This window comes from Agarivorans sp. Alg241-V36 (assembly GCF_900537085.1).
GTDB lineage: Bacteria > Pseudomonadota > Gammaproteobacteria > Enterobacterales > Celerinatantimonadaceae > Agarivorans.
Genome location: NZ_UNRE01000001.1, coordinates 129,381 through 154,515, shown reverse-complemented (window position 1 = coordinate 154,515; position 25,135 = coordinate 129,381). Strand labels below are relative to the sequence as shown.

General features: G+C 45.3%; 20 protein-coding genes. 12 read left to right on the top strand and 8 right to left on the bottom strand.

The features are described from left to right. Positions 1 to 23 precede the first annotated feature (23 nt). The gene (lrp, locus tag G6R11_RS00755; protein ID WP_040306996.1) at positions 24 to 512 is read right to left on the bottom strand and encodes a leucine-responsive transcriptional regulator Lrp; all 489 of its coding nucleotides are present in this window, start codon (positions 510 to 512) and stop codon (positions 24 to 26) included. 418 nt (positions 513 to 930) lie between these two features. Between lrp and trxB the strand changes: the two genes are divergently transcribed. The 4 genes from trxB (at position 931) to infA (ending at position 3,661) form a co-directional block, all read left to right on the top strand. Next, the gene (trxB, locus tag G6R11_RS00750; RefSeq protein ID WP_163130385.1) at positions 931 to 1,887 is read left to right on the top strand and encodes a thioredoxin-disulfide reductase; all 957 of its coding nucleotides are present in this window, start codon (positions 931 to 933) and stop codon (positions 1,885 to 1,887) included. A 99-nt stretch (positions 1,888 to 1,986) separates the two neighbouring features. After that, positions 1,987 to 2,676 (top strand): leucyl/phenylalanyl-tRNA--protein transferase, encoded by a 690-nt coding sequence (aat, locus tag G6R11_RS00745; protein WP_163131852.1) that lies wholly within the window; start codon positions 1,987 to 1,989, stop codon positions 2,674 to 2,676. Next, entirely contained in the window at positions 2,676 to 3,359 is a 684-nt protein-coding gene (locus tag G6R11_RS00740) for an arginyltransferase (RefSeq protein ID WP_163130382.1), read from the top strand. The genes aat and G6R11_RS00740 overlap by 1 nt, the downstream gene beginning before the upstream one ends. 83 nt (positions 3,360 to 3,442) lie before the next feature. Then, complete coding sequence (gene infA / locus G6R11_RS00735; RefSeq protein ID WP_016401030.1) at positions 3,443 to 3,661, top strand: translation initiation factor IF-1; 219 nt, start codon at positions 3,443 to 3,445, stop codon at positions 3,659 to 3,661. 74 nt (positions 3,662 to 3,735) lie between these two features. Here the strand turns inward: infA and clpA are convergent, their stop codons facing one another. After that, positions 3,736 to 5,985: an ATP-dependent Clp protease ATP-binding subunit ClpA gene (gene clpA / locus G6R11_RS00730; RefSeq protein ID WP_163130379.1), complete on the bottom strand. Its 2,250-nt coding sequence runs from the start codon at positions 5,983 to 5,985 to the stop codon at positions 3,736 to 3,738. Positions 5,986 to 6,020: 35 nt separating this feature from the next. Beyond that, positions 6,021 to 6,338: an ATP-dependent Clp protease adapter ClpS gene (gene clpS / locus G6R11_RS00725; protein WP_016401032.1), complete on the bottom strand. Its 318-nt coding sequence runs from the start codon at positions 6,336 to 6,338 to the stop codon at positions 6,021 to 6,023. A gap of 194 nt (positions 6,339 to 6,532) precedes the next feature. Between clpS and cspD the strand changes: the two genes are divergently transcribed. The 4 genes from cspD (at position 6,533) to G6R11_RS00705 (ending at position 10,255) form a co-directional block, all read left to right on the top strand. Further along, on the top strand, positions 6,533 to 6,748 hold the full coding sequence (cspD, locus tag G6R11_RS00720; protein WP_016401033.1) for a cold shock domain-containing protein CspD: 216 nt from the start codon (positions 6,533 to 6,535) through the stop codon (positions 6,746 to 6,748). A gap of 162 nt (positions 6,749 to 6,910) precedes the next feature. Next, positions 6,911 to 8,139 (top strand): IS3 family transposase gene (locus G6R11_RS00715; protein WP_163130376.1). Its coding sequence is split into 2 segments (ribosomal slippage): positions 6,911 to 7,262 and positions 7,262 to 8,139, totalling 1,230 coding nucleotides; the frame shifts between segments, so codons are not numbered across the junction. A gap of 120 nt (positions 8,140 to 8,259) precedes the next feature. Next, positions 8,260 to 8,679 (top strand): DUF2141 domain-containing protein, encoded by a 420-nt coding sequence (locus G6R11_RS00710; RefSeq protein ID WP_163130373.1) that lies wholly within the window; start codon positions 8,260 to 8,262, stop codon positions 8,677 to 8,679. A 91-nt stretch (positions 8,680 to 8,770) separates the two neighbouring features. Then, the gene (locus tag G6R11_RS00705) at positions 8,771 to 10,255 is read left to right on the top strand and encodes a hypothetical protein (RefSeq protein WP_163130369.1); all 1,485 of its coding nucleotides are present in this window, start codon (positions 8,771 to 8,773) and stop codon (positions 10,253 to 10,255) included. On the opposite strand, the gene G6R11_RS00700 is transcribed toward G6R11_RS00705, so the two are convergent. Next, on the bottom strand, positions 10,238 to 11,443 hold the full coding sequence (locus G6R11_RS00700) for a winged helix-turn-helix domain-containing protein (protein ID WP_163130366.1): 1,206 nt from the start codon (positions 11,441 to 11,443) through the stop codon (positions 10,238 to 10,240). The genes G6R11_RS00705 and G6R11_RS00700 overlap by 18 nt on opposite strands. A 297-nt stretch (positions 11,444 to 11,740) precedes the next feature. Here G6R11_RS00700 and G6R11_RS00695 point away from each other — a divergent pair, with 297 nt between their 5' ends. Next, positions 11,741 to 12,568 (top strand): mechanosensitive ion channel family protein, encoded by an 828-nt coding sequence (locus G6R11_RS00695; RefSeq protein WP_163130363.1) that lies wholly within the window; start codon positions 11,741 to 11,743, stop codon positions 12,566 to 12,568. A 152-nt stretch (positions 12,569 to 12,720) separates the two neighbouring features. Further along, positions 12,721 to 14,274, top strand: coding sequence for a M14 family zinc carboxypeptidase (locus G6R11_RS00690; RefSeq protein ID WP_163130360.1), 1,554 nt, complete (start codon positions 12,721 to 12,723; stop codon positions 14,272 to 14,274). Between the two features lie 10 nt (positions 14,275 to 14,284). Here the strand turns inward: G6R11_RS00690 and G6R11_RS00685 are convergent, their stop codons facing one another. Both G6R11_RS00685 and G6R11_RS00680 read right to left on the bottom strand, forming a co-directional pair. Further along, positions 14,285 to 15,550, bottom strand: coding sequence for a GGDEF domain-containing protein (locus G6R11_RS00685; protein WP_163130357.1), 1,266 nt, complete (start codon positions 15,548 to 15,550; stop codon positions 14,285 to 14,287). Positions 15,551 to 15,687: 137 nt separating this feature from the next. Continuing rightward, positions 15,688 to 16,455 (bottom strand): endonuclease, encoded by a 768-nt coding sequence (locus G6R11_RS00680; RefSeq protein ID WP_163130355.1) that lies wholly within the window; start codon positions 16,453 to 16,455, stop codon positions 15,688 to 15,690. A 367-nt stretch (positions 16,456 to 16,822) separates the two neighbouring features. Here G6R11_RS00680 and pulA point away from each other — a divergent pair, with 367 nt between their 5' ends. Beyond that, on the top strand, positions 16,823 to 24,016 hold the full coding sequence (gene pulA, locus G6R11_RS00675; RefSeq protein ID WP_163130352.1) for a pullulanase-type alpha-1,6-glucosidase: 7,194 nt from the start codon (positions 16,823 to 16,825) through the stop codon (positions 24,014 to 24,016). A 156-nt stretch (positions 24,017 to 24,172) separates the two neighbouring features. Here the strand turns inward: pulA and G6R11_RS00670 are convergent, their stop codons facing one another. Beyond that, positions 24,173 to 24,532, bottom strand: a complete 360-nt coding sequence (locus G6R11_RS00670) for a DUF6172 family protein (protein ID WP_163130349.1) — start codon at positions 24,530 to 24,532, stop codon at positions 24,173 to 24,175. A gap of 142 nt (positions 24,533 to 24,674) precedes the next feature. Next, positions 24,675 to 24,887, bottom strand: a complete 213-nt coding sequence (locus G6R11_RS00665; RefSeq protein ID WP_163130347.1) for a hypothetical protein — start codon at positions 24,885 to 24,887, stop codon at positions 24,675 to 24,677. 15 nt (positions 24,888 to 24,902) lie between these two features. On the opposite strand from G6R11_RS00665, the gene G6R11_RS00660 reads away from it, so the two are divergent. Beyond that, complete coding sequence (locus G6R11_RS00660; protein ID WP_163130082.1) at positions 24,903 to 25,124, top strand: hypothetical protein; 222 nt, start codon at positions 24,903 to 24,905, stop codon at positions 25,122 to 25,124. The last annotated feature ends 11 nt before the right edge of the window (positions 25,125 to 25,135 follow it).

The following is a 25,135-nucleotide window of genomic DNA, read 5'->3' as shown; positions in this document are numbered from 1 at the left end:
AATTGGAGGGGGAAACGACTCCGTTAGTTTTTGATAACTAGTCGATTACTCTGCTTCACTTCTTCCATCACTACGTAAGTACGGGTGTCGTTAACACCAGGTAGACGTAACAAGGTTTCGCCTAACAACTTACGGTAAGCAGACATATCTGCTACGCGGGTCTTTAATAGATAATCAAAATCACCTGACACTAAATGACATTCTTGAATTTCTTCAAGCTGCTGCACAGCATGATTAAATTGTTCGAATACGTCAGGAGCACCGCGATTCAACGTGATTTCAACAAAAACCAGTAGCGAAGCGTCTAAGTATTGTGGGTTTAGAATAGCAGTGTAACCAGTAATGTAACCTTGGCGCTCTAAACGTCTAACCCTTTCTAGACAAGGTGTAGGGCTAAGGCCTACACGTTTTGAAAGTTCCACATTCGATATGCGGCCATCTTTTTGCAACTCATTAAGTATGTTGCGATCAATACGATCCAGTTCCTTCATTGGTCGACCTTTTGCTTCCATTAATGGTGATACGATTGTTGTCCCTAAGCACACCAAGTTGTGCTGACTTTTTATGCATTAATACTTGTAGTCTTTGCATAAATTATGTGGATGTCCTTTCACACATAAATAAGTCATTCCAAGCGAGATGCAGAGCTAAAACCCAAGCCAACAGACTTTTTTAAACTTTTGTCTTATCCCTAGGCATTATTTATTCCACAAAATGCACGGACTATCAAGTAAAAAGCCGAATTAAAGGCTAGATAAATACGCATATCCATATAAAGTTTTATTATTTGGGGGGAATAACGAAGCCTATTATGCTGTATCCAACAAACTTCTACTTTGTATAAAGCGCAATTTTTTCGCTTTATGACGCTTGATTTCGGATTTTGTACCCTCATATATCAAGCAAGAACTTTAAGGAATTGTAGCAATCATGAGCAATGCAAAACACCACAAACTAATTATTCTAGGCTCTGGCCCAGCGGGTTACACTGCAGCAGTATATGCGGCACGCGCCAACTTAAACCCAGTGCTTATCACTGGTATTCAGCAAGGTGGTCAATTAACCACCACAACGGAAGTTGAAAACTGGCCTGGTGATGCTGAAGGTTTAACGGGTCCTGCCCTAATGGAACGTATGCAAGCTCATGCTGAAAAGTTTGAAACCGAGATTGTTTTCGACCATATCAACGAAGTTGACTTCAAAGAAAAGCCATACAAGCTTAAAGGCGATAGTGGCGAGTACACTTGTGACGCACTAATTATTGCCACAGGTGCATCAGCTAAGTACTTAGGCCTACCTTCTGAAGAAGCATTCAAAGGTAAAGGGGTTTCTGCCTGTGCTACCTGTGATGGTTTCTTCTACCGCAACCAAAAAGTAGCGGTAGTTGGTGGTGGTAACACTGCTGTTGAAGAAGCATTGTACTTATCGAACATTGCATCTGAAGTGCACCTAATTCACCGCCGTGAAGAATTCCGAAGCGAAAAGATCTTAACTAAACGCCTAATGGACAAAGTAGCTAACGGCAATATTGTACTGCATTTAAACCAAACTCTTGATGAAGTGTTAGGTGATGAAATGGGCGTTACTGGTGTGCGTACTAAAAACGTGCAAGACGGTACTAGCCAAGATATCGACGTAATGGGAGCCTTTATCGCCATTGGTCACCAACCTAATACCGGCATCTTCGAAGGCCAGTTAGCAATGAAAGATGGCTACCTCACTATTCAATCGCGTACTGAAGGTAATGCAACTCAAACCAGCATTCCTGGTATTTATGCAGCGGGCGATGTGGCTGACCACATTTATCGTCAAGCCATCACCTCTGCAGGTGCGGGTTGTATGGCAGCGCTAGACGCGGAGCGATACTTAGATAGCATAAACGACTAAGCATCTTATTCAGCCGGTTTAATAACCGGCTTTTTTATACCTAAAAATCGTTTAGTATTGATATACTTGTTAGAGATATTGTAAAAGCTATAAGTGCCTGTGCATCCAGTATTCTTAGAACTAAATCGCCCATTCCCCTCTCCCAATCACGCCTTAGAAGATCCTAATGGTTTGTTAGCCATTGGCGCAGACCTTAGTCCACAAAGGTTAATCGCAGCCTATGACAATGGCATTTTCCCTTGGTTTAGTGATGATCAACCAGTGTTATGGTGGAGCCCTAATCCTAGAATCGGCTTAGACTTAAGCGCGCATACCGTAAACAAAAGCATGCAAAAATTCATGCGAAAAACCACCTTAAAGGTTTCGGTGAATAGTGATTTTCCACAGGTGATTGAACGGTGCGCAGCCCTACGCACCGATGAAACATGGATTAATCAAGACATGATCAAGGCTTATATCGCTTTACATCAACTTGAACGCGCTCACTCCGTTGAGGTGTGGAATGGTGAAGAATTAGTCGGTGGATTATATGGGGTTCTTGTAGGAGAAGTATTTTGTGGTGAGTCAATGTTTCATACCGAGACTAACGCATCCAAACTGGCGTTCCACCTTTTTTGCCAACACTTCAAACAACATGGCGGCGTTTACATTGACGGGCAAGTTGAGAACCCTCACTTGTTAAGTTTAGGCATGGAAGCGATTGAAAGACAATGCTTTTTAAACCTACTTAACAAACACAAAGACAACAAAGTTGATGCTAAGTGTTGGCAACAGCAGGTGATTTTTTAATGCAGCTACCGCTAGGTTTAAGCCAAGTAAATACTTGTCCATATTTGGAAGACCAACAAGAGCAATTATGCTTTTTACTGTGTAATAATGAACAAAAATCAGCCTACTACTCACAATTGTTAGAACTCGGCTTTCGCCGCAGTGGCAGTGAGATATACCGCCCAGCTTGCAGCGCATGTACTCAATGTCAGTCATTAAGAGTTAAAGTGGCAGATTTTAGCCCAAGCAAATCGCAAAAACGGATTCTGAACAAAGCTAAGCAGCTTACCCTTTGCTGGGATCATCAACTAGACCAAGACGATTACCAACTTTACTCCCGTTATATAGAAGCAAGGCACAAAGATGGCAGCATGTATCCGCCTAATGAAAAAGCCTTCTTTGAGTTTTTGCAGTGTGATTGGTCTAGCACCCAATACCTAAAGCTATTTGATGATGAACAATTAGTTGCTGTGTGCGTTACTGATGTTTTTTCAAAAGCATTTAGCGCTGTTTATACATTCTTTGACCCGGACTTAGATAAATTATCACTAGGCAACTTGGCGGTGTTAATGCAAATTAGCCAAGCTAAACAACAAGGTAAGGACTGGTTATATTTGGGTTATCAGGTAGATGATTGCAGAAAAATGAACTACAAACGGAACTATTTGCCACATCAACGATTTATTAACAGTAAATGGCAATAGATTTAGAGGATAAACTTTACACAAGGCAGTAAATCTGGCATTCTCCCTGCGTTTTTATAAGTGCGTGTCAAACAGAGGACTCAATGGCGAAAGAAGACAATATTGAAATGCAAGGCACAGTGTTAGACACCTTGCCTAACACAATGTTCCGTGTAGAACTAGAAAACGGACATGTTGTTACTGCCCACATTTCTGGAAAAATGCGTAAAAACTACATCCGCATTTTAACCGGAGATAAAGTTACGGTTCAATTAACACCGTACGACTTGTCAAAAGGGCGCATTGTTTTCCGCGCGCGCTAATCCGCAATTGTTGTATACAACAATTAAAAAGCCAGCTAGTAGCTGGCTTTTTTGATCGGGTTAAGCATTAGTAATTAAACTTCAGCAACTTCATCTTCATATTGAAAATCAAGCTTACCGTCTTTAATTCCAACATCTACATGCCCACCATCATTCAAGCGGCCAAATAGAATCTCGTTAGCCAGCGGCTTACGAAGTTGCTCGCGAATCACTCGAGACATTGGCCTTGCGCCCATTGCTTTGTCATAACCCTGCTCAGACAACCATAAGCGCGCTTCTGTATTTACTTCCATTGAAACGCCATTAGCGTCAAGCTGAGCTTGCAGTTCCACAATAAATTTATCGACTACTTGTTCAATAATATTTTCATCTAAATGGTTAAACCAAATGATGTTGTCCAAGCGGTTTCTAAATTCAGGAGCAAATATACGCTTAATCTCGTCCATTGCATCAAAGCTCATGTCTTGCTCTTTAAAGCCAATGGCAGAACGTTGCGTCTCTTTAACCCCAGCGTTACTGGTCATCACTAATATCACATTACGAAAATCAGCATGACGGCCGTTGTTATCGGTAAGCGTGCCATGATCCATCACCTGTAATAACAAGTTAAATACATCTTCGTGGGCTTTTTCAATCTCATCGAGCAAAACCACACAATGCGGGTGCTTAAGCACTGCATCAGTAAGTAAGCCACCTTGGTCAAAACCTACATAGCCTGGAGGCGCACCAATCAGGCGTGAAACGGCATGGCGCTCCATATACTCAGACATGTCAAAACGAATTAGTTCAACACCTAAGGCCTTAGCTAACTGCTGGGTTACCTCTGTTTTACCAACACCCGTAGGGCCAGCAAACAGGAATGAACCAACCGGTTTTTCCTCTGCACCTAAACCAGAGCGGTTTAAACGAATGGCATCAACCAATACATCAATGGCTGGGTCTTGGCCAAATACTACCATCTTCAATATTTCATTTAAGCTGCGCAGAGTTTCTCTGTCTGAAGAAGAAACTTTGGCTTCAGGGATACGAGCAATTTTTGCAACAATAGCTTCAATATCCCCTGCCCCAATGGTTTTCTTGCGACGACTCACTGGTAACATGCGCATACTCGCGCCAGCTTCGTCAATCACATCAATCGCTTTATCGGGCAGGTGGCGCTCGTTAATGTACTTAGCTGCAAGCTCTGCCGCACTGCGCATTGCTTGCTTGGTGTAACGAACGTCGTGGTGAGCTTCGTAACGGCTCTTCAAGCCCAACAAAATCTTAGTAGTATCTTCAATGGTTGGCTCTACTACATCTACTTTTTGGAAGCGACGAGCTAAAGCGCGATCTTTCTCGAATATTTGATTGTACTCTTGATAGGTGGTAGAGCCCACGCAACGTAATAAACCATTACTTAATAAAGGCTTAATTAAGTTTGCCGCATCTAGTTGGCCACCAGAAGCCGCGCCTGCACCGATAATAGTGTGGATTTCATCGATAAATAAAATCGCATTCTCGGCGTTTTCTAGCTGCTTTAATAAGGCTTTAAAACGTTTCTCAAAGTCACCTCGGTATTTAGTCCCCGCAAGCAGCGAGCCAATATCTAAAGAGTAAATAGTGGCGTCTTTAATCACATCTGGCACATCTTCGTGCACAATGCGGTAAGCCAAGCCTTCGGCAATGGCTGTTTTACCCACGCCGGCTTCACCTACTAACAATGGATTGTTTTTACGGCGACGACACAATACTTGAATGGTGCGAGACAATTCTTTATCTCGGCCGATAAGCGGGTCAATTTTGCCTTTAAGCACCAAATGATTAAGGTTGCTAGCAAAGCTTTCTAGCTGCTTAGTCTCTTCAGACTGAGTTTCCGTTTCCGCTGGGCCTTGCTCTGCACTAGGTTCTTCATCTTTGCGAATGCCATGAGAGATGAAGTTAACCACGTCTAAACGGCTAATATCTGCTTTTTTAAGGAAATAAACGGCTTGGCTTTCTTGTTCGCTAAATATGGCTACCAATACATTGGCGCCACTTACTTCACTATTACCAGAAGATTGAACATGGAAAACTGCACGTTGGAGAACCCGTTGAAAACCAAGAGTAGGTTGCGTCTCGCGCTCTCCATCGTCCTCTGGAATAACAGGGGTGGTTTGTTCAATGAAACTACTTAACTCTTGGTTAAGCTGGTTGAGGTTAGCCCCACAAGCGACTAGGGCTTCCTTGGCGGCAGAGTTTTCTAATAAACCCAACAACAAGTGCTCTACCGTCATGAATTCGTGTTGTTGCTGTCTTGCTTCTTTAAACGCCTGGTTTAAAGTTTGTTCCAACTCTTTATTTAGCATGCATAGGCCCCCTAAAGACAATCAATACTACTTAGCTATGCTTTCTCCATAGTGCACATCAAGGGATGGTCATTTTGTTTGGCATAACTATTTACTTGTGCAGCTTTGGTTTCAGCTACTTCGGCCGTGAAAACCCCACAAACTCCTTTACCTTTGTAGTGAATGGTAAGCATTATTTGGGTTGCTTTGTCCAAATCCATATTAAAATACAACTGCAACACCTCAATAACGAACTCCATAGGAGTATAGTCATCATTATTTAAAACCACCTTATACATTGGTGGCGGTGCTGTCTCACTTTTTGCTTGTTTGGTTATTTCTTCAACATCTAACCAATCAGATAATTTGCTCATAAAAACTATAGTAGTAAAAACGCGTCTCTGTTTCTCAACATAACCGCTTTGAGTTAACAAGGCTAGTAGAAAAGTACCTTGAAAACTTGACTGTAGTAAATATTTTACTAAATTGTTAAACAGCTGACTCAAAGTTGCGTCAAAAGTGACCAACTCGGTCAGTTTGGTAGATAAATTTAATAGGGATATGTCGTATGCCAAGCGGAACAGTTAAGTGGTTTAACAACGCAAAAGGATTTGGTTTTATTTGCCCGGATACAGGTGGAGAAGATATCTTCGCTCACTATTCGACGATTCAAATGGAAGGGTATCGCACCCTTAAAGCTGGTCAGCCAGTTCAATTTGAAACACAGCAAGGCCCCAAAGGTAGCCACGCAGTAAGCATTGTTTTCGATGACAGTCAAAACTAGCTCTCGCTGCAGCAGCTAAACAAAAAACCAGTCTACGTGACTGGTTTTTTATTGGGTGCTTTTCAGCAAGGCCTTAAAAACAAAAAAGCCGATGCTCACGCATCGGCTTTTGTTTACATCTTGTCCCGTCCGGAAATAGGTTGACATAAAGAGGACTTCTTTATGACAACACCCATTAACTCAAGCCCTAAGCGCACACAACGAGATTACACCTTAGCCTTTAAATTAGGTGTCGTAGAGCGCGTCGAAAAAGGCGAAATGACTTACAAACAAGCTCAAGCCCGATTTGGCATTCAGGGGCGTTCAACAGTACTGGTTTGGCTCAGAAAACATGGTAGGCTTGATTGGTCAAAACCATTTCAGCATCCCCTTATGCCTAATTCAAAAGAAACGCCAGCCGAAACAATCAAGCGCCTTGAGCGTGAGTTAGCCGAAGAGAAGCTACGTAACCAAATCCTCAATGGTATGGTCGATATCATGGACAATGAATACGGAGCGGGCCTTAGAAAAAAGTACTTATCCGGTACATCTGGCAAGCGAAAACCGACAGCGAAATAAACCTAGCTGCTGCATGTCGCGCGGCGGGTATTTCACGGCAATCTATTTATCAGGCGGTCGCCCGAATGGAAAACCGTAGAGCGACGTTATCGGTCATCAAAGACTGGGTACAGTACTGGCGTAAATATATGCCGCGATTGGGTGTACGCAAGCTCTACGTGTTGATAAAGCCTAAACTCCTTGAGCACGACATTAAACTTGGACGAGATGGGCTCTTTGCCTATTTGAGACGTGAKGGTTTGCTGGTTAAACCAAAGAGAAGCTTCACCAAAACGACATTCAGCAAGCACTGGATGAAGAAACATCCTAACCTGCTGAAAGAGGAAGGGTTACATGATGCAGAGCATGTACTGGTTAGCGACATAACCTATCTTGAATCAGACCAAGGTGTACACTATCTGTCGCTGGTGACCGATGCTGCTTCTCGTAAAATAGTCGGTCATCACTTGAGTGAGGACATGAAAGCTGACAGCGTAGTGAAGGCCCTGAAAATGGCGGTTAAAGATAAGCGCTATATCGCTAACACGGTACACCACTCAGACCGAGGCTCACAATACTGCTCGGCAGTTTATCAGGATGAACTGTTGATAAACCAAATTCGACCCTCGATGACAGACGGTTATGATTGCTACCAAAATGCGTTGGCGGAAAGGATAAACGGAATACTGAAGCAGGAGTTTTTACTGTACCGATGTAAAACGCTTAAAGAAATGAAGATACTTGTAAAAGAATCGATAGCGATATACAACGCTATGAGGCCGCATCTGAGTTTAAATATGAAAACGCCCAATCAGGTGCACAATAGAAAAGGCCAGCTACTGGAGCTGGCCTAAAAATCGTCAACCTATCTTAGGACGGGTCACTTGGCTATTTTCTGGTTAAAAGCTGATAGTGCTTGCTAGCTACCAAATAGTCTTTCAGTATTAATTGATTAACTAACAGCAAGGAGCTTTATGAAAATATTTAGTTTCCTTATCGCTTTGCTCCCCTTGAGCGCGCTGGCTGCGCCAGTGCACGTTGATGTACAAGGGATTAGCTCTAAGAAAGGGCAAATAGTGCTTAGGGTGTGGGACTCCAGCGAAAGCTATTTAAAAGAGTCTATCTTTACTCAAGCTTTGCCTGCAAAAAGTGCAAGTGATGGTGAGTTAAGGCTAACTATAAGTGAGCCTTTACCGGCTGAGTGTGCGATAAATGTTTATCACGATATAAATGCCAACGGTGTTCTTGATACTAACTGGTTTGGCATTCCCAAAGAGCCAACTGGCATGAGCAATAATCCAAAGGGAAGTTTTGGCCCGCCCAGCTACCAAGACGCTAAAATTAAACTCTCTGGGCAAGAGCAGGTATTTCGAATTAAAATTGAAGAAATTTGAGCCTTTGCTTATTGTTGGTATATAGCGATTAGCAGATCGCCCTTCATTATATTGAGCTGCAGGATGCAGCCTCAACACAACAAGGATAGTAATGAGAAATCCTCTAGGTTTTTGCTTTGGCTTATTTGCTCTATTTACTTTGGCAGCCTGTTCTAGCAAAACGGTGATTCCAAGCGGTGAGCGAGACGCGGTGCGACAGCAAGTTGAGCAACAAGCCGACACGGCTATCGAGCGCTTGGTGGCGTTAAATCCTGAATTACAGCAAGAACTTGACCAAGCCGCAGGCTACTTCTCCTCTGAACTATCTAGCTTTAAGGTGCCAGTATTAGGTAAATCTAGTGGCTTAGGTGCTCTGTACAATAAGCAGGACGACAGCATTACCTACATGGATGTGGAGCGTTACGATGTAGGTGTGGGCTTGGGCTTAAGCTCATACTACATTATTGGTTTGTTCGAAGATCAGCAAAGCATCGAGGCTTTTACTCAAGGTGGTTGGGGCACGGGTGTGTCGGCCGAATGGCGCTTAGGTGAAAGCGGCCAAACCTATGCCAGCACCATAGAGGTGAACCAACATAACATTCCTGCTTATGTGGTGAACGACAGCGGAGCCAATGTTTCTGGCTCAGCAGTATTGGTTAATTTATCGCGTAACGAAGAGCTCACCGATAGCGGCTTAAACAAAACCACATTACCCATGCGTGATACTAAATCACCCGGCAGCCAAACCGAGAACTCGCCTCGAAAATGGGATCGGGTATTGCCGTTTTATGGGCAACGTGTCATTGATTTGGGTTACGACTTACCTTTACCCATCGGCATTAGCTTTATTTATGTCGACACCTATCAGCACATGAATCTTGATGAGCTAGAAGTGGGCCTTGGAGGCAATGGTGCCAACGTACCCATCGACTTTGTTGCCTTTAGCGATAACGATAACCGCACCCAAACCCCGCAGATTAAAGTAGACGCTTGGATATTTCCCTTTATGAATGTATTTGGCACCTTTGGCCGAATTACCGGCGAAGCCAACGTAAACTTTGCGCTAAACGGCGATGACTTACTGGATCAGCTAGAAATAGATTGTTCCGGCATTATTAGCCATCCTGCTTGTCGCGTATTAGAAGGTAAAGAAACTGTGCCGTTTAACGTGAATGTAGATGTAGACGGCTACAGTTATAGCCTAGGTACGGTATTGGCTGGTGGCTGGCGCTCTTACTTTTTAGCAGTACCGCTTACCTTTACCTATGCCGATATGGACAGAACTAACAGCGAAGGCATCGTGTTTAGCGCCGTGCCACGTGCTGGCAAACTCTTCCAGTTTGAAAATGACCGCAGCTTAGCGGTATATGGCGGAGTGAGTTATTTAGACAGCGAACTACGAATTGACGGTAACCAGCCAATTCCTGGTACCGACCTTTCTATCGACTATAAAATTCGCCAAGAAAACACCGATAAATGGCAGGGTTTAGTGGGCGCCAACTTCAACATTAATGCTTATTGGTCTGCCATGTTTGAATACGTTGGTTTTGGTGGCGATCGTCGCCAGTTTATCGCTGGTTTAAATCGCCGTTTTTAGTCTATGTAATTCAGCACTAATGATTGGCTGCGCTGACTTGGGCTGTACCTGATGAACAGTTACTTGCTCACATTGGTTAAACTGCATAAATGCTGCTAGCTCGTTGTTTAAGGCTTCGCTAAAAGCGCTAATATTTTTAAGGCTTGGTTCCAGCACCAAGTTGTAAATGTGCAAGGTTTGAGTTTTACGCTCGGCCTTGCAGTCCATTCTTGCGACCACTTGGCTACCCCATAAAATAGGTAAGCAAAAATAGCCGTATTGGCGCTTGGCTTTTGGCACATAGCATTCGATTAGATAATCAAAGTTAAACAACTGCTGCAGGCGTTTTCGTTGAATTACTAGGTTGTCGAAGGGCGACAAGATCTTTAGTTTGCTGCGCGCCAAGGGTTTGTTTAATAGCTCTAGGCTGTGGCTTAGCGCCAAATAAGGCTGCCCAGCCACCTCAACTTCAAGCACTTCTCCGGCTAATAACATTTCGTTTAAGCATTGGCTTAATGGGCTTTTTACGTTTTTGAGTAAATAAGTCATCTCGCTAATCAGACCAACACCGTTGGCACCCAAGTAGCGCTGTATTAAGTGCCTACAGTATTCCTGCTGGTTAGGAACGCGGGTATCTATATCGCTAGGTAATACCTTTTCGGTAAGTTGATAGACCTTATGAAAATTCTGCCGATAAGGCACCATCAAGTCACCTTGCATAAACAAACACTCTAGTGCCTGTTTGGCGGGTTTACTGGCCCAGTCGGCGGTTTTATTACCGTGGTGCTCAAAATCTTTGGCCATCAGTGGCCCTTCTTCGCTAATGCGCTTCAATATCGCGTCCATTAACTGAGTATTCTTGGTATACCAGTGCTTTTGCTGGCCGCTAGCAAAGGCTTGTTTGCGAACCAAGCTAAAGCGGTAGTCGCGCATTGGCAAATAAGCTGCAGCGTGTGACCAGTACTCAAATACTTGCTGCTGGCGCATCAGTTGATCAAGGTGGTTTATTTGATAGCGCGGGTTGCGGTTCCACAGGGTGTGATGATGAGCGCGTTGAATTACCGAAATAGTATCTATTTGCACATAGCTCAATTGTTCTATGGCAGCCAAACTGGCACTAAGCGCCGAGCCTTTGGTTTTGGCGGGTGGCAAGCGCTGAGAGTGTAACACCAGCTTTTGGGCTTGTTGAAGGGAGAGCTTTTCAGTCATTGGCAACGATTAAGCAGTAACAATAGCAACAGCTTAGCCTGCATTGAGTTAGCAAGCCATGACAAACCAAGCGCCAGCCTTGGTTAGTTTAGTTGAACATAACTATTTATTTGTTTGTCTGCTATCCAGTTTTTGGGTTTTTTTTGGACGGCGCTTTTAACGTTCTAGGCGGTGATAAAAGCCCTGTTTGTTGCTTTATTTCAAGAATATTTGTTGTTTTAGCAGTAAACTTAGCAAGTTAGTAGCAACTATTGTGCTATTACCTAAGTTAACAATACTTGCAGCAAGGAATGCTAAATGATTGATCAAGAGCTCGCTCAACTTGAATCGGTATACCAAACCATCATCGACTTTTTAGTGAGATACAGCTTCCAGCTGTTCGGTGCAATTATCATTGTGCTGCTGGGTTTATGGTTTGCTGGCAAAGTCGCTAAGTGGTTATTTAGTACGCTTGAGCATAAAGGTTTAGACATTACCCTTGCTAACTTCATTGCCAATGTGGTGAAGGTGCTGTTAATCAGCATTACAGTGATTATTGCCTTGGGTAAGTTGGGTATTAGTATTACCCCGTTTGTGGCGGCTTTGGGTGCTATTTCTCTCGGTGCGGGTTTAGCGATTCAAGGCACCTTGTCTAATTATGGTGCTGGCTTAGCGATTATTCTTACCCGCCCGTTTGTGCTCAAAAACACCATTACCGTAAAGGGCTACACCGGCATTGTTGAAGAGATTAACTTAGCTACCACCGTGCTGATTAACGAAGACAATGAGCGTGTAACCATTCCCAATCGCCACATCGTGGGCGAAATACTTAAGAACACCGAGCAAAATAGTTTAGTTGAAGGCGAAGTTGCGGTTGCCTATGGCAGTAATCCTGAACAGGTTATTGGTTTAATAGAGACAACTTTAGCCTCGATAGAAGACGTACAACAATCTCCGGCTACCAAGGTAGGCATTGATGCGTTTGCCGATAGTGGCATTAATATTAGTTACCGCTTTTGGGTGCCCACACCGGTTTTCCATCAAACTAAATTTGCCGCCAACTTAGCGGTGTTTAATGCTCTGCAACAGGCTGAGATACAAATTCCTTTCCCTCAGCGCGAAGTACGCATGTTGTCTGATGAATAATCAGCAAAGTAACTTAGTGCAAAGGAGAAGGTACAGTAAAAAAGCTGGAATAATTAGTAAGTTAATTCTCAATTAAGCGTCTGAGCTTCTATGATTAATTTTTGACAAAGTGTTGAGTCAAATGGCGAAGCACTAGCGAATCAAGGATGATCATGAACATACACGACGTTTTAAGAAGCTTGAATAAAGCAAACAAGTGGATTCTTTTAAGCTCGTTACTGGTGAGTTATTCACTTTTTGCGAGCCCCCAGCAGAACTGGCAAACCAATGATGATACTTATTGGCAGTTGTCTCGTTACCAAGACCTGCAATTTCAACTCAGTTACCTTCCTTATTTTTCGCGCGTTAGTATGCAAACTGGCCCCTTGATCAAAAATCAAGACAATGGCGGGCTCTTGGATATTGACCAAGCACTGCCGGCCGATTTAAACATCAATTATCAGGTGTGCGGTGAGCAAATTGAAGCCGACAGCATTCGCCAAGCCGTGGTTTGTACAGTGAATGATGGAGGGCGCGGTAATATTAACCCTGACCGAGTGGGGCTCTCTACCCAAGGTCGCGAATTATTGGCTATCCGTATGGGTAACCCCAATGGAACTCGAGTGATGGTTATTACCCAGCAGCATGGTAACGAGCCTGCGGGTACCGAAGCCGCGCTGAGCATTGTTCGCTGGTTAAGCACCGGGTTTGGCCGTAAAACCAAAACCATTTTAGCTAACTTAGACCTGCTGGTGCTATTAAGAGCCAACCCCGATGGCGGTGAGCCTGACCCAGAAAGCTGTAGTTTGAATCCTATTCCAGGAACGGTTATTGATAATGATTGCGCGCTGATTCGCCAGAATGTAGATCCCATGGCGGGTGGCGGTTTTGCCGATAACTCAGAAGCTGACTTTGTCGGCATTGTAGGCCGCGGTTATGATTTAAACCGTTATCACCATGTGACCTTAGATAAACCTATTCGCCCGGTAGAAAGCCAAGCAATGGTAGCCGCAGCCTTAGCTTTTCAGCCCGAAGTGGTACTTGATTTACATGGCGATTTACAGAAAACCGACTGCCAATTGGACTTTAGCTCTATTAAACCGGCTCAGGTATTGGGGCAATTACCAACCGTTGATTGTTTAGGCGGGCAAACTGCTCACGACTTTCGTTTGTTAAGCCCTTTCGCCGATGCGCTTCCTGGTTCCCCACAACAGTTTTTAGCACAAAGCTTAGCGGTGAAAGTGATGAAGAAAATCGACCGAGTATTTGTGGGTTCAACCGGACGCTTTTCACAAGTACAACTAGGCGCGGGTAATATTAGCAGTGGTGCTACCGCCAATTATCAACACATTGGCGCAGCCGCTGGTGGCTGGGAGACGGTAAATTTTGTGCAAGATTTGCGGGCCGATGTTACCGCTGTAAATCTTGGTCAGCCGCAAATTGGCGTTAACCCGGGCCTACCCGATCCAAGCTTTTTGAGTAAACAGATCTGGATAAACCGAGTGGCTTTGTTTGAAGCACTAGCCGCTTTAGCCAACTATAGCGACAATGCCCCAGATGATGGCAGCGGTTTTTGTGACTACCCACTAGCACAAGGCTTGCAAGCTAGCTTACCGGTCGAATATTGGGGGCCACAGGCCACCAATGGCACAGTACTAATACCTATTGAGCCTAGTATTGGCGTACCTTTGTACATTAGCGGAAACTGCCCAGATAATCCTTTGTAGGGCTTAGGTATTAGTTGGCCGCAACGACCTTATTGCGGCCACTTTCTTTGGCTTGATATAGGGCTTCGTCGGCGCGTTTTATCCATTGTTCTAAGAAGCCTGAGTTGATTTCGGCCACGCCAAATGAGCTAGTGATGCGGGTTTCTTCACTTAGTATGGTGTTTTCGATGCTTTGGCGAAGGTGCTCTGCCAGTGCGCAGGCGCCTTTTAGGCGAGTGTGGGTACATACCACTAAAAATTCTTCGCCACCCCAACGGGCTAAATAATCGCCCTCGCGAATTTGTTGGCGTACTAAGTTTGCTAAATTAACTAATACTTTGTCGCCTTCGTCGTGGCCATACTGGTCATTGATTTTTTTGAAGTGGTCAATGTCGAACAACACGATGCTGGCAGGCATACCAATTTCAGCATATTCGATAATGATATCGCCAAAAATACTGCTCAAACCGGCCCGATTAAAACAGCTGGTAAGCGGGTCTGTTTTGGCCATGAATTCGTAGTTATCGCGCTCAATACTTAGGTAACTGTTAATTTTATTGAGTTCTAGCGCGTGTTTATTTGATTGCTGATGTTGCTCTTTTACCCCACGAGTCACGCTGAAAAAGGCGTAAGTAATACTCACTAACCAAATGCCTAGCAAGGCTAAATATAAGTCTTTTGCTTGTAGCCATTTTCCAGAAAATTGGGCGGAATGGAGTGACAACTCGATGTTTTTATCTTGAGTATTGTCGCCAGTAAGCAAGCTAATGTGGGTGATTTTAGCCTCTTGCGATGAGTGCTGGCTGTCACGCTTAATAAACTGCCACCAAGAGGGCTGATATAAATCATCTATATCGATACTGTAGGTCGCGCGCCCTTGTTGGGGCAAAATGCTTTGTTGGTGCAGGTGTAAATGTTTTTTATTGTGCTGAGTAAATACTTGTAGCCAAAGTGAGTCTGGTGCAGTGCTTTGAAAAGACAGATTTAGTTGGATGTTTTCAAAGTTGGCTAGCGTTATACCTGTTTGATTATTCTCTACTAATTTTAACTGTAAAGCACAGGCATCGGATTGCTGCCTCTCGGTTATATTGCAAAACAGCGTGGCTTTATTTTGTTGGCGTAATAATAAGCCCTTACCTAAGCGACCATCGGCGAGCTGAGTAGAAAGAGAGATGGGGGATTCTTCGTTTAGTGAGTAGTTAAGGTTCCGCTCCATGCCTAAGTACTGCCAAAGCACCAATCCTAAAGATATTAGGAAAAGAACTGGATAATAAATGTCGCGTTGTTGCTGATTCATAGTGTGCTTTAGCGTGAACAGTACAAAAATTTTACCCTGCCATTATTCACTAAATCCATGCTTTATAAAGGGTTGCACTGCGCATTTATGAGATTATCTCTAAAGCCAAACCCCATCAGCAGCACAGATTTAGTGTTTTAGTTATTCAATATTTCACAGCGTGATTGAAGAATCTGGTTGGTATTCTGCTGGCTGCGCGCTATGCGACCGGCTCTAAGGCATTCTTGGGGGCTAACTGGGTATTGCTTGTCCCAGGCTTCCATCAGTTTGCGCTGACTATTACTCATATTAAAACGCTTGTAAGTTGCATCCATGTACAAATAACTACGTGCTATGGGACCTCGCGCTGTTTCTGGAGGTTGTACTTTGCGCGTCTCTATGCGCATGTCGCAAGTTCCAAAGCTTGAAGCTTGGGCGCTTAGTATGGTGAAGTTGTAGTTAGATCGCGCCGCATTTACCGCACCAATAGCCGGATAAAGGTTATACATGTCGGCTTGCATTAAGCGGTATTCAGCATTGGTTTTCTCAGCGCAGCGCCTACCTTTGTATGCCTTTCCTTTGCTATTCACACATTTGGGGTCACCTTCTCGCCACTCTACAAAGCTGCGGCCAAAGTTTTCTGCAGGCACTACATGTTCAGTTTCGTAACGCCTTAGTCGATTCAGATACTTACCAGTGGCAAAGCCGGGTGGAAGTGTGACGTTCTTTTGCTCGTCAAATTTAGCGCCGCAATACAGGGTATGGCGAGTGCTCGGCTCAGTATAAACCTCTTGCAACAATAGCTGCTTGGCGGTGGTAAAGGATTCAATGTTTTGATTGCCGGCGGCAGTTACCAGCATGGGCGAAACTAAAGCAAGCAATAAGGCATAGCGGCCTAGGCTACTAAGGGCTGTTTTTAAGTACATCTTAATCTTATAAATAACCGTAAAAAGCAGCTGAAAATTTAGCATGTGGCTAGGGTGTACAGCTAACTATCAATAAGTGCATTCAGCTTTGTTTGATTGGCGGGCATTTATTGACAAAAAAAGTAAAAAAAACTTTGTTGGTTTTGAAAGCGTTTTCTATCAGGCACAGCCTAGCTCGGTCGTATTTAGCTGATTTTCTAGCTTTTTTGTAAAGTTTCAAAGGGCGTGCTAGGTCACAAAAAACTCACGCTGGCTGAACTATCTTTGTGCCGTTTTGCCCTTGTTAGGGCAGCTAATCTGCCAGAGCCCATTAAGTAGTAGGAAGACTTACTGGCAGCAAACCAAACACAACAAGGATATGTTGTAGATGATTATATTCAGCGGGTGGACAAAGCATTCAGCAGTAGTGGCTGGATCGCTTCTCCTAACGGCGTGTTATAACGTTGGCGGAGACGTTGAGGGCTTAAACGGCAAGTTAAGCCTACAGTTAAACGAGAAAAAACCATTGGCCATCACCGAAGATGGCCCTTTTGTATTTAAAACCAAATTACCAGCAGAGCAAGCCTTTACCGTTGCTGTTGTTGACGAGCCGATGACGCAGTCGTGTACGGTAACGCCCGAACAAGACGTTATGGCCGAACAAGACTACATGCAGCTGGTTGTTGCCTGTGTCGATAAGCCTTGGGAAGCTCATTTCCCACCGGTGGCTAATCCAAATATTGATTTAACTCCGCCAACAGAGCTAGTACTTGCTGGCCCAAATCAGCTGCGTTTGAACTATATTGACCCAGCTGCAGCGACTCGAGAAGATCCTGCTGCAGACTATGCTTCGTGGTCGCTTCATTTATGGAACAACGCTGCTTGTGATGCGATTGCCGAATCGGCACTAAATGCTGAGTGGGCCGACCAATCATTGGTACCAGCTGGTCATGACCAATATGGTCCGTATTGGGAAGTAGACTTAAATAAAGAGTCTGGCTGTGCCAACCTGATTATTCGTGACGGCAGCCTCTCTAAGCTGATTGATGCAGACTTAGCCATTTCTTTTGATCAGTTCACCGATCGTACAGTGAGCGTTATTCAAGGAAATAGCCAAGTATTTGATAGCCGCGAAGAGGCTTGGAATACAAACCCTCCTGGTTTGGGCATTATTAATGCCTCAGCGCATTTAGTTGATGCCAATACTTTGGTTTGGGCAGATGCCATTGCCGCTGATTATGTACGTTTGTACTCGTCTGCCGATGGTAGCTTTACGGTAAACAGTGACGGCACCGTAGATGGTGCTTACCAAATGGTGATGCTAGAGCCGGGTCAAGTGAGTGACGAAGCGCAAGCTGCCTTCCCTCACCTAGACTTTAGCTCGGCTTACCAGCTGCCAGATGATGCAGACCTAAAAAGCTTGCTAAAAGGCGAAGTGGTAGCGATGGCGCTTACCGCCGAAGGCTATGTATATAAAACCACTGAAGTGCAGTTTGCCGGCGCGCTAGATAGCTTATATGCCGCAGCTAATGATGATGCTGTTCAGCTGGGTGTAAGCCCTAGTCAAAAAGGTTATCAGTTCCAGCTTTGGGCACCAACAGCTCAATCGGTAACTTTGCAAACTTACAACAAACGTAAAAAAGCCAAGCGTGCTTACTCTATGGAGTGGCAAGCTGACTTAGGTACTTGGTTGGTTGATACGCGAGTTAAACACGGCCAATATTACCGTTACGTGGTCGAGGTTTATCACCCGGCTTCAGGTGAAGTAGAAACACTAGAGGTTACCGACCCCTACTCACTAAGCTTGGCGACTAACTCACTGTATTCGCAAGTGGTTGACCTGGAAGACAGTAAAACTAAACCAGCGGGTTGGGATGGTCACGTAGTGCCTGAACTGCCTATGACCAGCATGAGCATTTACGAAGCACATGTGCGTGACTTTAGTGCGCATGATGTATCTACCAGTGAAGAAAACCGCGGTAAGTACCTCGCCTTTACCGAGCTAGATTCTGCACCAATGCAGCATCTTGCCGAGCTAAAACAAGCCGGCCTTACTCACCTACACCTGTTGCCTGCTTTTGACATTGCCACCGTTGAAGAAGACGAAGCTCGCCGTGTTGAAATTAGCGACACAGTAGGCAAGTTATGTAGCATTCAGCCAGACAACGCCTTGTGTGGTGTTGAATCTAATGGCGCGGTGATTGCCAACTTGTTAGAAGCCTGTGACCCTAGCACCCAATGTGCCGACGATATTGTTGACTCATTGCGCTGGTTAGACGGCTTTAACTGGGGTTACGACCCATTCCACTTTGGCGCGCCAGAAGGTAGCTACGCTAGCAACCCAGATGGTTTTGCGCGAATTAAAGAATTCCGTGCCATGGTGCAATCTGTGCACGAAATGGGTTTACGGGTAGCCATGGATGTTGTGTATAACCACACTAATGCGTCTGGCCTAAACGATAAATCAGTGCTGGATAAAGTGGTTCCGGGTTATTACCAGCGCCGCAACGCCATTACCGGTGCGGTAGAAACCTCTACTTGTTGTGATAACACCGCCACCGAACACGCCATGATGGCCAAGTTGATGAAAGACACCTTGGTTATTTGGACGCGTGATTACGGCATTGACGCTTTCCGCTTTGACCTAATGGGTCATCAGCCTTTAGCGGCTATGGAAGAATCTTTAGCGGCAGTTAAAGCGGCAGATCCAGACAACTACTTTTATGGTGAAGGTTGGAACTTTGGTGAAGTACAAAACGATGCACGTTTTGTTCAAGCTACTCAACTTAACTTAGCCGGTACGGGCATTGGTTCATTCTCAGATCGGATGCGTGATGTGGTTCGTGGCGGCAGCCCATTTGATAGCGCCGAAGCTATTCGCGGTTCTCAAGGTTTGGCCAATGGTTTATTCCACGATCCAAACGAGCTAAACGCCAGCGACGATGCAACCAAGCTAGTATTGCTGCAGCATACCGACATTGCACGGGTAGAGCTGGCCGGTTTGTTGTCTAGCTTTAAACTCATCGATGCTAATGACCAAGTGGTATTAGGCAGCGAGGTTGACTACAACGGTCAGCCTACCGGTTACACCGCTTCACCTTTAGAAGCAGTGTCTTATGTTTCTAAGCACGATAATCAAACGCTGTGGGACATTAACCAATACAAACTGCCTAGTGGCATGAGCCCTAGCGATCGCGTTCGTGCACAAAGCTTCGCCTTAAGCTTCCCGCTATTAGGCCAAGGTGTGCCATTTATTCACATGGGTTCAGATGTTCTTCGTTCTAAATCTATGGAGCGAGACAGCTATGACTCGGGTGATTGGTACAACAAGGTAGATTTCACCGCTCAAGACAACAACTGGAATGTGGGTTTACCCCGTTACGGTAAAGACGGCCTAGACGGAAACTACCCACTAATTGATCAGATTATTGCTGACCCAAGCACCGACGTAGCCGCTGGGGATATCGCCCAAGCTAAAGCGGTGTTTAACGAGTATTTAGCACTGCGTAACTCCACACCATTAATTGGTTTGGGCAGCGCCGATGCGATTAATACTCGTGTGGATTACCACAACATGGGTAGCGCACAAACGCCGGGTCTAATTCTTATGTCGGTGAACGATGGCGCAGGGCTTGAAGATCTTGACCCTAACTACGACGCTATCTTAATTGCCTTTAATGCCGGCGCAGAATTGCTTGGCTTTGATACTGGCATTGCTGGTTTAGAGTTACACCCTGCTCAGGCCCAGTCTGTTGATTCAGTACTGGCTTCGGCAAGTGTTAACGGCAGCGCGATTAACGTGCCTGCCTACAGCAGCGTAGTATTTGTTCTGCCACAAGGTGAAGAGCAAGGTGCAGGTATTCCGGTTGTTGATAAGTACGACCCAGCACAACCTACCTTTGGCGACACCGTGGTGTACCTACGTGGTGGCATGAACAGTTGGTCTACCGACAACCCTCTAGAATACGTTTACGATGGTGAATACCGCGCTTTGGTTGATTTGGTGGCAGGCAGCTACGAGTTCAAATTTGCCGACGCAGATTGGGGCGCGCAAGGGGTTAATTACGGCGGTTACAGTGCTGCAGTTGCCCAAGGCTCGTTGCCGATTGTGACTGGAGCTGACAACTTAAGTGTGACCATTGAGCAAGATGGCCAATACCTAATCAGCTTTGCCATCGATAAGGCTGACCCAAGCATTGCAACGGTAAGCATTACTGCTCAAGTTGAAGAAGCGCCTTATGGCGATACCACGGTATTACTGCGTGGTGACATGAACGGTTGGGACGAAAGCCTACCGTTTGCTTACAACGGCAGTGGTATCTACAGCCAAACTGTTAATCTAGCTGCAGGTGATTATGGCTTTAAAGTAGCCAGTGCCGATTGGAGCACGGTTAATTTGGGCGGTGGTCTGGCCTTGGTGGCTGGTGGTGAAAGCGTAACACTGCAACCGGGTAGCAACGACAACTTAAGCTTAAGCGTCGCTACATCATCAGACTACACCTTAACCCTAAATGCAGCCGACACCGCAGCGCCTACTTTAGCGGTAAGCTTTGCCAACGCTGGCGCGGTATGTAGCGAGTTAGCTACGGTAGGCGAAGCAGGCCCACTGGCCGAAGCCTTAGCCATTCGTGGTGAAAACTCAGGTTGGGCTTGGGATGCAGCTTACGCATTTAACTACAAAGGCAATAACCTTTACCAAGCGGTAGCTGAATTTAACGGTACCTTCATGTTCAAGCTGGCTACCGACGATTGGGGCACTCAGTATTTTGTGGTGCAAGACGACAGCTTGATTGAGCTAGAAACTGATGTTGAATACACCGCAACCCGCGGTGACGCAGGTTTAAGCAATAACAGCATTACGCTTAGTGAAGGCCGTTATGCCTTTAACCTAGATGTATCGGGTGACCAAGCTACTTTAAATGTGTGTGAAATTGGCACAGTTAAAACCGAGATCCCAGAGCCAGTAGTGGCCGACGGAAAAGCGGTGATTAGCTTTGTTGATGCGGAGTCGCCAGTGGCTGACCCTGCTACTAAGTACGCAAGTTGGTCGCTATACATCTGGAATGATGCAAGCTGTAGCGCAGCAGATCCAAGCATGACTCTAGACTGGGCCGATCAAAGCATCGCACCAGTGGGTTATGATGAGTACGGCCCTTACTGGGAAGTTGACCTAGCCACATTAGACGGTTGTTTCAACTACATCATTCGTGATGGTGCGCTAAACAAAGTGGTAGAGGCTGATTTACAGCTTAATCTGACGACCTACCCAGAGCGTGCTGTTTCGGTAACGGTAGATGGTAATGAATACGCAACTCGCTTAGCGGCTTTCCAAGCTTATAGCGAAGAGCCAGAGTATGACTATCTCGCCTTCCAATGTGCCGCCGAAGATCAAGCCAAGTTCAACGACTTGCGTATTTACCAAGTAATGACCGAAGCCTTTATCGACGGCGACAGTAATGCAGATTACGGTACCGGTTATGGTAGCAGCCATCACAAAGGTGACTTACAAGGTATTATCGACTCGCTCGATTACATTCAATCACTGGGTATGAATGCAGTTTGGTTCACGCCAGTGTTTGAGACGGTAGCGGTTGATGGCCAAGAACACTGGACCGATCGCTTAGATGCAACCGGCTACTTTGCCACTAACTACTTTAATATCGACCCTAACTTCGGTGATATGCAGTTAGCTAAAACCTTGGTTGATGAAGCTCACGCTCGCGGCATGTATGTTTTCTTTGATGGAGTATTTGGTCACTTTAAATCAAATGCTCAAGACTACGTATCACCAAACGGCGTAGCGCTTACGGAGACGGGAGCAGCCCAAGGTACATTAGGTCGTAAGTCGGTTTACCCAGAAGATTTAGCCTTCTTCAAAGAAGTGGCAAAATTCTGGATTGAAGAGCTGAAAATTGATGGCTGGCGTTTAGACCAAGCCTATCAAGTACCGGTAGGCGCATGGGGCGAAATTCGTCAGTCAGTGGCCGAAGCCTCGCAAGGCGTAAGCTACCAAATGAATGGCGAAACGGTTAACCCACTGGGTTACATGGTGGCCGAAATTTGGTCGGGCGAAGACCAAATTGCCGAGACCGGTTACGGTACCGATGAGCAGCATGGCTTGTGTAGCGCCTTTGATTTCCCTGGTCGCTACCGCGTTGTGCAAAACTTTGCGGCGCAAGAAGATGGCTTCTTCTTCACCGATGCCTCTACACTTGCAGGTATATTTGATACCCATGCTGTATACCCAGAGCACGCCATTCCTAACTTAATGATTACCAACCACGATCTAGTTCGCTTTGGCGACTTATTGCAACGTGCTGGTATCGCTGAGCCTAGTGATGCCGAGTACTGGCAACGCCATAAAGCCGCTTATGCGTTCTTAGCAGCTTACACCGGCCCAATTACACTGTACTACGGTGATGAGATTGGTGATGAAGTGGCTAACTTTGCAGAAAGGTTAGATTGTGCAAGTGACGGCGGCGCTGGAGCAATTGCCGGTTTATGTGATGACCACGTATCTCGTTCTAGCGGTAAAGTGGAAGGCTTAGCCAGCGAGCAAGGTGGAGAAGTATTTACTGCTAATGCCCAGCAAGCAGAGCTTCGCGACTACATCGCCGAGCTTATGCAGCTTCGTGCAAGTTACCCAGCGCTTAGCCAAGGTGAACGCTTAAGTGTGTTGAGCGTTGGCGAACTATATGCCGATATGAAGAGCTACGGTGAACAGCAAGTTCTCTATATTGCTAACATGACCGCGACAACTCAATTGGCCGTAATGCCACCTGAATACATGGGGCTAGGTAACCACAACACTTTCCAAGATCTGCAAAGTAGCGAGCAATACGCTTTTGCTGCTGGAATTGTTGAAATAGAACTAGCTCCATTTGAAGCGAAGTTACTACTAGTGGGTGGCGAAGAGCCTGCTCAACCATACAGCGAAACAGTATACCTACGCGGAGACTTAAATGGCTGGGATACTAGCCTCGCCTTTGAGTTTGTGGGGGCTGATAGCTACCATGTGAGTGCAACCTTCCCTGCTGGAACCACCGAGTTCAAGTTGGCCGATGCTAATTGGGCTAACCTAAACTTTGGTGCGGGGGTAGATGGCGCAGAGCTAGAGGCCGCAAGCTTTAAAACACTTGCTTCTGGCGGTGGAAACTTAAGTATTACACTTGAAGAAGCCACTCCTTTAGTACTTATTTTACAAGCCGATGACCCTGCTAACCCGGTACTGATTGTAGAAGCTGATTTAGCGTATGCTCCCTACCAATATACGCCGGTCTACCTGCGTGGTGATATGAATGGCTGGGCCGCAGGCCCAGATAGCCAAATGCTTTATCACGGTAGCGGTAAATACGAGATTACTGTGCAATTAGACGTGCAAACTTACTTGTTCAAGTTAGCCGATCCAGATTGGACTAGCATTAATCTCGGTGGTGGTACCGAGACACTGGTAAACCCAGAGTTACCGCTGCAACTGTTCGACGGCGGAGCAAACTTAAGCTTTACCCCAGCAGCGGCAGGTAGCTATGACTTTGTGTTAGATGCCTCCGACCCAGCGGCAATAAGCCTAACGGTGCGCTAGTACTTAACTTAAGATCTAAAAAGCCGCTTTAAAGCGGCTTTTTTATTTGCAATAACGGCAGTGGTATCTGCTTACTTGTTTAGTTTGCACATCAGCACTAAACATAACATTACTATTTTTTAGTAAGCCTCTAGCAAGCCTTTTGCAATTCTAGAGTTACTCGGCGTCTTTATCTATTTCTTGCTCTGCGCTAGCGATAATATCGTCAAGATCTGACGACTCTTCCACCTCTGGCTTTTCTGGGCGGTTGGCAGGTTTAGCCATAATTTCTAAGTAAAACGACGGCAATTGCTGCTGCTCGGCTTTATCCATACAAGCATTAATTTGCGAAACGTGGATCTCTTCAGCTTCTTCTTGAGTAGGACCGTACTTACAGTCAAAGGCCCAAAAGTCGGCACCCGCAGGCAAGGTTTTGTTTTTCTCACGGCGAATGTATTTTTTAGCATCATACTTAGCGGCTTCAACAATGCGCGCCAATTTAAGCTTGGGATGAGTAAGCGGGTAAGTCTTTTTCATAATAATCCTAGAAAACTGCCGAAAGTAGCAAAGGGAGGCACACTGTAATGATTCTAGGCTATAGAGCAAGGTTTAATCGAGATTGACTGGAAAAACATCGCAAACAAGGTATTGAGCGTAGATGATGTATATGGCACTAGAGCTAGGTAGCAGCACCTAGGGAATCTATAAATGCTTTAGCTTCCTTTATGCCTACCTCAAGCGAGAATACCAAGCCGCGTTCAAGTTCGCTGTTACCATCAGCAATAGAGTACTCGTAACCGCCGCGATATTGGTCAGCGTTATTCTCTATGAAAATAGTGTATCCCTTATAAGTGTCTTCAAAGCTTAACTCTGGGTAGGTGTCTTCTATCATATCCAAGCCTCCATTATGCTGCTGTTATTATCTAGCGAGCAAACGACTCGAGTAAGCTATGCAAGTAAAGAAATGAAAAACGCAAAACAATCGCGCTGCGTGATAGACATTAAAGGTCAAGCGCCCGACCCGATTACCGGACGAGCGGTCAGCAATGTGTCGAGAACAATGAAAACATGGGATGGTTTAGGTATTGTAAGGCTGGTAACTTCAGAATATGTAAATGCAAAAAAATAGAACTGGAATAC